Source organism: Flavobacterium sp., assembly GCF_020217025.1.
GTDB lineage: Bacteria > Bacteroidota > Bacteroidia > Flavobacteriales > Flavobacteriaceae > Flavobacterium.
Map to the genome: position 1 here is coordinate 1 of NZ_JAIWOF010000082.1, position 10,000 is coordinate 10,000.

Here is a 10,000-nt window from a genome sequence, read left to right on the forward strand (position 1 = left end):
AGGGTTTTTTAATTCTGGATTTTTATTCACAATTGGCACATCTACTTCCTGAGGTTTTACCGCGGTTCTATTATAACTCGGAATTTGCTCAGTAAATGGAAGTTTATTGCCATAAGTGTTTTCCATTTTAATTTTATACAATAACTTTGCGCCTGGTCCTAACTCTTTCGTCAAGGCAACTTTTAATAATTTCACATAGTGTTCTTCTAACCATTCGTAGAAGAATTTACTAGGTACCTGAATTGATAACGCGTTGTCGTTTAGTTCAACTGACTGAATAGGTTCAAACCAAGTTTTGTAAGCTTGATCTTGAATATTGTCTTTTATGAAAGACAGACAGTTGTTCCATACCGATTGCGCAGTTTTCGTCATAAATTCAATTAATTATTACTTGTTTATTTTAGTTTTGTAATAGGTTACAAAAGTGAACGGAACGGATATTCAGTTCGGATGATTTGGGTTAGCAAATATGTGAACAATTTTTTGTAAAAAAAATTTTTTTAGGCTTGATTTTTAAAAAAAAATATTGTAAGCCTATGAGGATTTTTTTAATGTTAATTTAATATAGATTTAATATGAGAGAATATCAATTTCAAGTTCGTGTGCGTTATGCGGAAACAGATCAAATGGGAGTCGTTTATCACGGAAATTATGCACAGTATTTTGAGATGGGACGCGTGGAATGGCTCAGAAACTTGGGGGTTTCGTATAAATGGATGGAAGAAAACGGTGTTATGCTTCCTGTGGTTTCATTAACAATGAATTACAAAAAACCAGCTCGTTACGACGACTTGTTGACTGTTAAGACAATATTAAAAAGTCAGACCTCTGTGAAGATAGAATTTGACTACGAAATCTATAATGAAGCAAATGAGTTATTAACAACGGGTTACTCAATGTTAGTATTTGTGGATATGAAAACGGGACGTCCAATTTTGCCTCCAAGCTATGTTTCGGAGAAGATAAATTCGTTTCTCGAAGTTTAAATTTCGGTTAGTTTTATTTCGTATAAATTTTCAAAAGTGTCCAATAGATTTTGGACATTTTTTTTTCGAATTGAAATTTCGATTTCGCAATCCATTTCCATTTTTTGAGAAACAATTTGCAGATTTTTTTCTTTGATGATGCGCATCACTTTATTCATGTGTGCATAACCAAAAGAAATTGTAAAATGTTTGTCGATGGTTCGTTCTACTATTTCTGAATTTTCCAATGCCATTTGGGCTGCTGTTTTATAAGCCGAAATCAATCCACCAACGCCGAGTTTTACGCCTCCGAAATACCGAACAACAACAATTACGACATTGGTAACATCAAATGACTGAATTTGACCGTAAATAGGCATTCCGGCGCTATTATTCGGTTCACCATCATCATTAGCACGGTATTGAATTTTCTCTGTCCCGATTTGATATGCATAACACCAATGACGTGCCGAAAAATGTTCTTTTCGTAATCGCTCTAAAATTTCTTTAATTTCGTCTTCGGTAGTTACAGGAAAAGCGTAGCCAAAGAATTTACTGTTCTTTTCCTTATATAATACTTCTTCCGAAGCCGTGGCAATGGTTTTATAAGTGTCTTTTTCTGAAAAATCCATTTTAATAGGTAACTAAAAATAGGGCAAATAAAGCTAATCCAATTCCGAAAGCATTTCGCATGGAAATTCTTTCTTTGAAGAAAAGTATGCCTGCAAAGGTAGAAACAATTACGATAGCAATGTTGTGAATCGTGAATAAAGTAGCACTTTCAAACGCTTTTGCTTCTAACATTTTGACTAAGAAATACAACGAAAAATAATTGGGTAAACCCAATGCAATTCCACCTAAAATATTTCTTCCAGCAAATTGAATTTTTCCTCGAAGAGTTAGAAATACTATCGTTAGTATTCCCACACTAAAAGCACAGAAAAAAGTTACGGAAGAAAACAAACCTATTTTTTCTGACGGAACATGAAATGTTTGCAAGTATTTTAAACTAGCATCAATAGTTCCAGCACCAAAGAATACTAAAATAGGGTAGAGTAGGTTGGAAGCTTGTTGTACTTCTCCAGTTTCCTTTTTCGAAGTGAAATATACTGCCACTAATGCTAGAAGAATACCGATAATCTTAATAAAGTCAAGATTTTCATTATATAAAATAACACCTAAAGTAATAGGAATTATAACCGACATTTTAGAAGCCACTGAGGCTACCGAAAGTCCGTTTCGTTGCGAAGTTAGCGTAGTAGCGTAAAAGGTAGAAATGAAAACGAAGCCCAAAAGAATACTTCCTCTAAACCAATCTTCACTAATAATTTTGGATGGAATAATGCTTGTGTCTAAAAAGAAAAGTCCAACTAAAAACGCAACGAAATAATTTACTACTAAAGCTTGTAAGGCATCAATATTGAATTTGGCGAATAACTTAATAATAACAAATAGGACAGCGTTAAATAAAATGCTAAGTAGTAAATAAATCACAATGGTTTAAATTATTTTTTTATCGAATAGTTGGGTAACATCTTCAACTCCGGGTTGAATGTTCCAAATCTTAAACCCTAATTTTTCAGCAACATCTGTATTTTCTTTTTTGTCGTCGATGAATAATGTTTTTTTTGGGTTTAAATTATGGTTGTTAATAATATATCGAAACGCATTTTCATCAGGTTTGCGAATTCCAATTTCATATGAAAAATATACTTTTTCAAAACAACTGTAAAAGTCGCGAGCAAACGTTTGTCCCTCTTTATGTTCAAATTTTTCTATATGAGTATGATCGGTATTACTTAAAAGAAACAAGCGGTATTTAGAAGCAATCATTTGCAAAAACTCCAAACGTTTTAGTGGAAAATCACCTAAAATAGAATTCCAAGCGGCTCTAATTTCTGTTAAATCAGCATTTGGTAGATGTTTTTGAAAACCTTGTATGAATTCAAGTTCGTCAATTTTTCCAATTTCGTACTTTTTATTCAAAGTATCTAAATCGTCATGCCAAGCAGTTAGGCCTAATTTTCTAAATTCGGAATCAATAGCTTGTTTGTTCAAATCGATAAATACATCGCCAAAATCAAAAATAATTGCTTCAATCATAATTCTTGAAAATTTTAAGTTCATCATTCATTATGTCAAAACCAGCAACCGGATTTCCGGAAATATTTGGGGCTAATATGCCGTTTTGAAATGTTGTGTCTCCTTTGAAAACTCGTGCTTCATCCCATAAATTCGCATCTATAAAGGATTGTAGCGTTTTGCTTCCTCCTTCAATTATAACGGATTGTATGTCGTTTTTATACAAAATATCGCAAATTGAAGAAATCAGGTGAATACCAAAGATAGCATTTTCATAGATACAATTTTCAGTTGAAATGAAATTTTCGCTTTGCGAAATGAAAATTGTTTTTTGAGAATTGTCTTTTACCTGATAGTTTTCTGAAATCTTACCTGATTTATCCAATACAATTCGAACTGGATTATTCCCTGAAAAATCACGTGCATCTAATTTCGGATTATCGTCTAAAACAGTATTCGTTCCCACTAAAATAGCTTGTTCTTCTGTGCGCCATTTGTGAACCAATTGTCTAGAATATGGATTTGTAATCCAAACCGGACTATTTTCTTCTTTAGAAATCGGAGCAATAAAACCATCTGCGGTTTCCGCCCATTTCAAAATAATAAAAGGTCTTTTCTTCTGATGAAAGGTGAAAAAACGTTTGTTGAGTTCGTTGCATTCGTCTTCTAAAATCCCAACAGTTACATTTTTACCACTTTCGACCAATTTTTTAATGCCATTTCCCGCCACTTTTGCAAAAGGGTCAACGGTTCCAACTACTACATTCGGAATTTCATTTGCAATGATTAAATCGCAACATGGAGGCGTTTTCCCGAAGTGACTACACGGTTCTAAACTCACGTAAATCGTAGCTTCTTTCAACAACGATTTGTCTTTTACTGAATTCACAGCATTGACTTCTGCATGAGGTTCGCCTGCTTTTTTGTGCCAACCTTCGCCAATGATTTTACCATCATGCACAATAACACTTCCTACCAACGGATTAGGATACGTGGTTCCCAAACCATTTTTGGCTAATTCAATACAGCGTTTCATGTAAAATTCGTGCGTCGTCATAATACAAAAGTAGTATTTTTAAATAGAATTAATAATCGATTCTACCAATTTACGTACTTTTACCCAACAATAAAAATGCTATGTTAATTAGAGAAATCCAACAAAAAGATAATGAGTCGATTGCTAAGGTAATTCGCGATATTTTTCATGAACTTGATGCGCCAAAAGTAGGAACAGCTTATGCAGATCCTATTTTAGATACGTTATACGAAGTATATCAAGCGCCACGTTCTATCTATTATGTTGTGGAGAAAGAGGGGAAAGTAGTTGGTGGTTGTGGAGTTGCACCTCTAGAAAATGCAGATGCATCTGTATGTGAATTGCAAAAAATGTACTTTGCTCCAGAAATTAGAGGAACAGGTTACGCAGAGAAAATCATTGAAAAATGTTTGGAATATGCCAAAACTCAAGGATTTGAAATCTGTTATTTAGAAACCTTATCTTTCATGACAACCGCTCAAAAATTATACAAACGAATAGGTTTTGAAAATATCGATGGTCCCATGGGAAATACAGGTCATAATAGTTGTGAAGTTTGGATGACGAAGAAATTAGTTTAGAATTATGCTACTAAAAAAATACAAAACCCACTTTTTCGATTCATTAAAAAACATTCAAGATGAACAAGAAATTGAAAGTTTCTTTTTCATCCTAACCGAATATTTGCATAATTTGAAGCGAGTAGATGTAGCTTTGAATCCGAATTTTGAGCTTTCAGATGCAGAAGTTGAAAAGTGGAATACAATTTTAGCGGATTTACAGCAAGAAAAACCCATTCAATACATCACAGGAGAAGCTTGGTTTTACGGATTGCGATTTGAAGTCAATGAAAATACCTTAATTCCAAGACCAGAAACAGAAGAACTTGTTGAATGGATTTTGAATTCACCCATTACCCAACACCCAACACCAATCACCATTTTAGACATCGGAACAGGAACAGGTTGTATTCCGATTTCATTAAAAGCAAATTTACCTGAAGCCAATGTTTCAGCTATTGATGTTTCCGAAAAAGCATTAGAAGTGGCTAAAAGAAATGCCGCATCAAACAAAGTTGAAATCAATTTCATTCAAGCTAATATTTTAGAAGTGGAAGATTTGAATCAACATTTTGATATTATTGTATCCAATCCACCTTATGTTCGTAATTTGGAAAAAGAAGAAATCAAGAAAAATGTCTTGGACTACGAACCGCATTTAGCGTTATTTGTAGAAGATACTGATGCATTACTTTTTTATAGAAAAATAGCACAAATAGCTTTGAAAAATTTAACTCCAAACGGGTTGTTGTTCTTCGAAATCAACCAATATTTAGGAAAAGAAACGGTTGAATTATTGCAAAATCTAGGTTTCAAAAATATCGAATTGAAAAAAGATATGTATGGAAATGATAGAATGATTAGATGTTCGATTTAGGTTTATAGCACAAAGTTTAACAAAGTTTTTTCACAAAGTCCCACGAAGATATAATTTAAAAACCTTGTGAACCTTGTATCTTCTTCGTGTTCCTTGTGGTTAACTTTTTATTCGTAACGCAATGCTTCCACTGGATCTAATTTAGAAGCTTTTATCGCAGGATATAGTCCAGAAACAATGGTAACTATAAAAGTTGTAATGAAAGCCGCTATAATTGCCATCCACGGAATTACAAAAGCAAATCCAATAGCAGAAGCGATTGCAAAACCGATCAGTATTCCGAATAAGATTCCAACGATTCCGCCTAATTGGCCAATGACTAAAGTTTCTGTGAAAAACTGCCACGCAATCGTACTTCGTTTCGCACCAAGCGATTTTCTAACTCCAATTTCTCGCGTTCTTTCGGTAACAGAAACCAACATGATGTTCATTAAGGCAATTGAAGAACCAAAAACAGTAATAATTCCAATTACCCATGCCGAAATTCCCAAAACAGCTGTATTAGAAAGCAAGGTTTGAATTAAATCATCGCTTCGTTCAATTCCAAAATTGTCTTTTTCTATTGGACTTAATTTACGAACTCTACGCATCGTAATAATCGCATCGTCAACCGCTTCATCTAATAAACCTTCATTCATTACCATCACGTCCAAATCGTAATTGATGTTCGGAGCAGAAAATAAGGAGCGCGCGACTTGTGTTGGAATTAAAACGCGTAAATCTTGGCTATTTCCAAAAGTAGAACCTTTCTCTTTTAAAACCCCAATCACTTTAAATTTGGCACCACGAATAGAAATGGTTTTATCTAACGGATTGATGTTTTCAAACAATCCTTTTTCAAAATCGGAACCCAAAACACAAACGTAATTGTTGTTTGCTATGTCAAAGGAATTGAAATTTCTACCTTTTACAACTTCTAAACCTTTATTCGGACAAAAATTTTCATCCACACCAACGATAGAAATTTCTGGATCGGTCTTTTTCTCTCCATATTTTACTTCAACTGCCGAACCTGCTGTAAATGATAACGATGTGGTAGTAAACGGAAAATTAAATTTATCTTGAAAAGCCTTAGCTTCAGGATAACTGATGATAGGATTGACACGTTGTTCGGTATCATTTTGATTAATTTCAGACGAAAAATCATATTGACTAATAGAAAAAGTATTCGCTCCCATAGAAGCAAAATCTTTTAAAATTGTATTCTCTAGCGCTGAAACTACCGTAAGAATCCCAACCAAAGCCGTGATTCCAATAGCAATAATCATTACTGTTAATGAAGTACGCAAAGCCTGACTTCTAATGGAATCAAGCGCAATTTTTGTATTTTCCTTAAATAATCCTACCATGACTATAAGACTACAAATTATTTATTTTGTTACATTAAAAAAGTAATTAGTAAAAAGTAACTAGTAATTAGCCTTATAATTTTTTGAAGTCAGTAATATATCCGATATTTGCATTACTAAAAATCAGAATTGTCTTATTGACACATTTTCAAATTGACATATTAGAAAAATGGCACAAAAACCAAGCATACCAAAAGGAACCCGAGATTTTTCACCAGCAGAAGTGGCGAAACGCAATTATATTTTCAGTACGATAAAAACCAATTTTGAGAAATTTGGCTTTCAACCGATTGAAACGCCTTCGTTTGAAAATTCTGAAACCTTAATGGGGAAATATGGAGAAGAAGGTGATCGTTTGATTTTTAAGATTTTGAATTCGGGAGATTATTTGGCTAAAGCGGATGCTACTTTATTGGAAAATAGAGACAGTTTGAAGTTAACAAGTCATATTTCCGAAAAAGCCCTTCGTTACGATTTAACTGTTCCTTTTGCACGTTATGTAGTACAACACCAAAACGAAATTGAGTTTCCGTTCAAGCGTTACCAAATTCAGCCCGTTTGGCGTGCGGATAGACCTCAAAAAGGACGTTTTAGAGAGTTTTATCAGTGTGATGCTGATGTGGTGGGTTCAAATTCACTTTGGCAAGAAGTAGAGTTGGTGCAATTGTATGACTCAGTTTTTAGTCAGTTAGGTTTAGGTGGTGTTACGATTAAAATTAACAATCGTAAAATCTTATCAGGAATCGCTGAGGTAATTGGTGCTTCGGATAAATTGATTGATTTTACGGTAGCTTTAGATAAATTAGACAAAATAGGTGAGGACGGCGTGAAAAAAGAAATGTTAGAAAAAGGCATTTCGGAAACAGCGATTGAAAAAGTACAACCGTTGTTCAATTTCACTGGAACCATCAACGAAAAAATAGAGAAACTAGCCCAATTATTAGCCAATTCAGAAGAAGGAATGAAAGGCGTAAACGAGTTGCAATTCATTTGCGATAACGTTACGACTTTAGGTTTACAAACCGCTTTCTTGGATTTAGATGTTACGTTAGCGCGTGGTTTAAATTATTACACAGGTGCCATTTTTGAAGTCGCTGCGCCAAAAGGAGTAGCTATGGGTTCAATTGGTGGCGGTGGTCGTTATGATGATTTGACTGGGATTTTCGATGCTAAAAATAAAATGTCAGGCGTTGGAATTTCGTTTGGTTTAGACCGAATTGCTTTGGTAATGGAAGAAGTAGGTTTGTTTCCAGAAGCTGTTTTAGCTACATCAAAAGCGTTGTTCTTAAACTTTGGTGATAAAGAAGCCTTGTATGCGATGAAAGCCATTGGAAAATTACGTCAAAAAGGAATAAAAGTGGAGTTATATCCTGATAAATCAAAAATCGACAAACAATTCAAACATGCTGATAGAAGAGGAATTCCATTTGCAGTAATTGTAGGAGAATCGGAAATAGAGCGTGAAGAATTTGGCTTGAAAAACTTAGCTACTGGCGAACAACAAAAAGTGGACTTTGCAACATTAGTTACTTTATTACAATAATTAAAAGCTGAACTTTGTCCTTGAACTTGTAATTGATTTTTGATATGAATGTAGACGACGAAGCTAAAAAAGTAATTTGGTCTCTTCAGAACAACAAACGTACTGAAGCGGAACGAAATGTATTTGCTCCAACCGGTAAAAAACCGATGAATAAAAACTTAGTTTATGTTTTGTCGGCGATTGGAATTACTTTTTTGATGAGTTTTGCGTTGTCGTTATTTTCTAAAGAGACTACACAATTTTGTTTCCTAATTGATAATTATTGCTTCAATTCAACTGAAAATCCAATTGCTTATACGTTTTATATTTTCATGAATCTTTGGATTTTAATTTTAGGAATTGGAATCGCTTATTTGATTGGGAAAAAGTTAGGAAATCGATTCAAAATTTAGAAAAACCTCTCCATTTATGGCAATAGAAAGTTTTCAAGCCGATTTGCAATTAGCTGAAAAATTACTTTATAACGAATGTGGTTTTCAACTTCAAAAGCTTGTTTGGAATTCTGAAAGCACAAATTATGGCGCTTGTTCTTTTGAATTGAACAACAAACTAATTCAATACCGAGTGGCAAATATCACGCCTACAAAAATCGGCCAATTTGTTGCTATTTGGAAACGAAATAAGGAAGGTATAACAGCTCCCTTTGATGTTTCTGATTCTTTAGATTTGCTGATTATTTCAGTAAGAGATTCAGAAAATTTCGGTCAATTTATCTTTCCAAAATCGGTTTTAGTTTCTAAAGGAATTGTTTCTAAAAATGGAAAAGGAGGGAAGCGTGGTATTAGAGTTTACGCACCTTGGGATAAACCAACAAGTAAACAAGCGATACAAACTCAAGCTTGGCAGGTTCCATTTTTTGTTGAAATTAAAGAAAACGCATTAACAGATTTAGAAAAAATAAAACGGATACTTTCGTTTTAAAAAAGTATCCGTTTTTAAATTCTATTATTTGATGATAATCTTTTCACTGAAGTAATTACCGTCATTCGTTTTTATCTTTACAATATAAACTCCGGTTTCAACATTTTTAACTGGTAATTTTATGCTGTTTTCAGAACTATTTACTTTCCAATGATTTATTTTTGGTCCTAGAATTGAAAATAAAGTAGCTTCTTCAATTTCTGTATTTTTTGGATTTAAAATTTCTAATTGATGACTTTCAGAATTAAAGAATACAATATTTTGACTGTTTTCAAATTCATTGTTTGATAATGTTTGATTTGAAAATCGCAATGAAAATCTACCACTAAATTCACCTGCTGGTAGTACTACACTAAAATTTGATGTTCGAATATCGTTATAGCTATCATTTGTATTGTCATGAATATAAATAGGTTGGTTTAAGTCGAAATTCTCTAATCCATCAATCATAAAGTTTACAGTTCCTGTTTGACTTGATTTTACAGTTAACGGATAAATAGCATTTGTATTAAAGTGACCTACTCCTTGGATAACCAATTTATAATTATCTAATTGAAAATAAATATCATTTGTTTGAGCATCAATTATTTCTCCATCATAGCCATTATTGTAATTATGGTCTGCGTTTTCATTCATGAAACCTATTAGTAGTTGGCGATGAGAATTG

13 protein-coding genes are annotated in these 10,000 nt (G+C 33.4%); 6 read left to right on the forward strand and 7 right to left on the reverse strand.

Features of this window, described 5'->3' with window-relative positions; translation table 11 throughout:
- A partial coding sequence (locus tag LDL23_RS03940) for a DnaA N-terminal domain-containing protein (protein WP_291264545.1) occupies positions 1-372 on the reverse strand: 372 nt, incomplete at its 3' end.
- 203 nt (positions 373-575) lie between these two features.
- On the opposite strand from LDL23_RS03940, the gene LDL23_RS03945 reads away from it, so the two are divergent.
- Positions 576-986, forward strand: a complete 411-nt coding sequence (locus LDL23_RS03945; protein WP_026724815.1) for a thioesterase family protein — start codon at positions 576-578, stop codon at positions 984-986.
- Here LDL23_RS03945 and LDL23_RS03950 read toward each other — a convergent pair.
- Genes LDL23_RS03950 through ribD form a run of 4 tightly spaced genes read right to left on the reverse strand, consistent with a single transcriptional unit; the run spans position 983 to position 4,104 of the window.
- A complete protein-coding gene (locus LDL23_RS03950; protein ID WP_291264546.1) occupies positions 983-1,597 on the reverse strand; it encodes a YigZ family protein in 615 nt (204 codons plus the stop codon). The genes LDL23_RS03945 and LDL23_RS03950 overlap by 4 nt on opposite strands.
- 1 nt (position 1,598) lies before the next feature.
- Positions 1,599-2,459, reverse strand: a complete 861-nt coding sequence (locus LDL23_RS03955; protein ID WP_291264547.1) for a DMT family transporter — start codon at positions 2,457-2,459, stop codon at positions 1,599-1,601.
- A 6-nt stretch (positions 2,460-2,465) separates the two neighbouring features.
- Positions 2,466-3,068, reverse strand: a complete 603-nt coding sequence (locus LDL23_RS03960; protein WP_026724812.1) for an HAD family phosphatase — start codon at positions 3,066-3,068, stop codon at positions 2,466-2,468.
- Positions 3,061-4,104, reverse strand: coding sequence for a bifunctional diaminohydroxyphosphoribosylaminopyrimidine deaminase/5-amino-6-(5-phosphoribosylamino)uracil reductase RibD (gene ribD, locus LDL23_RS03965; RefSeq protein ID WP_291264548.1), 1,044 nt, complete (start codon positions 4,102-4,104; stop codon positions 3,061-3,063). The genes LDL23_RS03960 and ribD overlap by 8 nt, the downstream gene beginning before the upstream one ends.
- An 80-nt stretch (positions 4,105-4,184) precedes the next feature.
- Between ribD and LDL23_RS03970 the strand changes: the two genes are divergently transcribed.
- Together LDL23_RS03970 and prmC are read left to right on the forward strand one after the other, a co-directional pair.
- Complete coding sequence (locus LDL23_RS03970; protein WP_291264549.1) at positions 4,185-4,664, forward strand: GNAT family N-acetyltransferase; 480 nt, start codon at positions 4,185-4,187, stop codon at positions 4,662-4,664.
- A gap of 4 nt (positions 4,665-4,668) precedes the next feature.
- Positions 4,669-5,520 carry a peptide chain release factor N(5)-glutamine methyltransferase gene (gene prmC / locus LDL23_RS03975; protein ID WP_291264550.1) on the forward strand — a complete coding sequence of 284 codons (852 nt, stop codon included), beginning with the start codon at positions 4,669-4,671 and terminating at the stop codon, positions 5,518-5,520.
- A 107-nt stretch (positions 5,521-5,627) separates the two neighbouring features.
- Here prmC and LDL23_RS03980 read toward each other — a convergent pair whose 3' ends face one another.
- Positions 5,628-6,869, reverse strand: a complete 1,242-nt coding sequence (locus LDL23_RS03980) for an ABC transporter permease (protein ID WP_291264551.1) — start codon at positions 6,867-6,869, stop codon at positions 5,628-5,630.
- Positions 6,870-7,038: 169 nt separating this feature from the next.
- On the opposite strand from LDL23_RS03980, the gene hisS reads away from it, so the two are divergent.
- The 3 genes from hisS to LDL23_RS03995 are packed head-to-tail and all read left to right on the forward strand — an operon-like array spanning position 7,039 to position 9,333.
- Positions 7,039-8,412: a histidine--tRNA ligase gene (hisS, locus tag LDL23_RS03985; RefSeq protein WP_291264552.1), complete on the forward strand. Its 1,374-nt coding sequence runs from the start codon at positions 7,039-7,041 to the stop codon at positions 8,410-8,412.
- Positions 8,413-8,456: 44 nt separating this feature from the next.
- The gene (locus tag LDL23_RS03990) at positions 8,457-8,804 is read left to right on the forward strand and encodes a hypothetical protein (RefSeq protein ID WP_291264553.1); all 348 of its coding nucleotides are present in this window, start codon (positions 8,457-8,459) and stop codon (positions 8,802-8,804) included.
- Between the two features lie 16 nt (positions 8,805-8,820).
- The gene (locus LDL23_RS03995) at positions 8,821-9,333 is read left to right on the forward strand and encodes a MepB family protein (protein ID WP_291264554.1); all 513 of its coding nucleotides are present in this window, start codon (positions 8,821-8,823) and stop codon (positions 9,331-9,333) included.
- A 24-nt stretch (positions 9,334-9,357) separates the two neighbouring features.
- On the opposite strand, the gene LDL23_RS04000 is transcribed toward LDL23_RS03995, so the two are convergent.
- Positions 9,358-10,000: T9SS type A sorting domain-containing protein (locus LDL23_RS04000; RefSeq protein ID WP_291264555.1), on the reverse strand; the 643-nt coding region annotated here is incomplete at its 5' end.

Excerpts from the sequence above, each read along its gene's own strand:
- LDL23_RS03945 (WP_026724815.1), top strand. The coding sequence starts at position 576 with ATGAGAGAATATCAATTTCAAGTTCGTGTGCGTTATGCGGAAACAGAT.
- LDL23_RS03950 (WP_291264546.1), bottom strand. The coding sequence starts at position 1,597 with ATGGATTTTTCAGAAAAAGACACTTATAAAACCATTGCCACGGCTTCG.
- LDL23_RS03960 (WP_026724812.1), bottom strand. The coding sequence starts at position 3,068 with ATGATTGAAGCAATTATTTTTGATTTTGGCGATGTATTTATCGATTTG.
- ribD (WP_291264548.1), bottom strand. The coding sequence starts at position 4,104 with ATGACGACGCACGAATTTTACATGAAACGCTGTATTGAATTAGCCAAA.
- LDL23_RS03970 (WP_291264549.1), top strand. The coding sequence starts at position 4,185 with ATGTTAATTAGAGAAATCCAACAAAAAGATAATGAGTCGATTGCTAAG.
- prmC (WP_291264550.1), top strand. The coding sequence starts at position 4,669 with ATGCTACTAAAAAAATACAAAACCCACTTTTTCGATTCATTAAAAAAC.
- LDL23_RS03980 (WP_291264551.1), bottom strand. The coding sequence starts at position 6,869 with ATGGTAGGATTATTTAAGGAAAATACAAAAATTGCGCTTGATTCCATT.
- hisS (WP_291264552.1), top strand. The coding sequence starts at position 7,039 with ATGGCACAAAAACCAAGCATACCAAAAGGAACCCGAGATTTTTCACCA.
- LDL23_RS03990 (WP_291264553.1), top strand. The coding sequence starts at position 8,457 with ATGAATGTAGACGACGAAGCTAAAAAAGTAATTTGGTCTCTTCAGAAC.
- LDL23_RS03995 (WP_291264554.1), top strand. The coding sequence starts at position 8,821 with ATGGCAATAGAAAGTTTTCAAGCCGATTTGCAATTAGCTGAAAAATTA.